This window comes from Pseudomonas sp. PDM22 (genome assembly GCF_014851965.1).
Taxonomy (GTDB): domain Bacteria; phylum Pseudomonadota; class Gammaproteobacteria; order Pseudomonadales; family Pseudomonadaceae; genus Pseudomonas.
On sequence record NZ_JACVAR010000047.1, the window covers coordinates 1 to 288 of the forward strand.

The 288-nt window shown below is 64.6% G+C and carries 1 protein-coding gene; it reads left to right on the forward strand.

Annotation, left to right across the window (positions count from 1 at the left end):
- Window positions 1–288 (forward strand): Ig-like domain-containing protein (locus tag IB255_RS30580; protein WP_192211297.1); only part of this gene is annotated, 288 nt, incomplete at both ends.

The following is a 288-nucleotide window of genomic DNA, read 5'->3' on the forward strand; positions in this document are numbered from 1 at the left end:
CCAACGACACCACCCCGGTGATTTCCGGCGACGGTGCCGAGAAGGGCGACATCATCCACGTCTTCGACGGCGGCAAGGAGCTGGGCTCCACCACCGCCAAGGATGACGGCACCTGGTCGTTCGAAGTCCCGGCTGACAAGGCCCTGGCCGAAGGCGAGCACGACTTCACCGTCAAGGCCGAAGACCCGGCTGGCAACATCAGCGATGCGTCGCAGCCGTACCCGATCGTCATCGACACCACTGCGCCGACCGCACCGGTCATCAAGGACGTGGTGGACAACGATGATC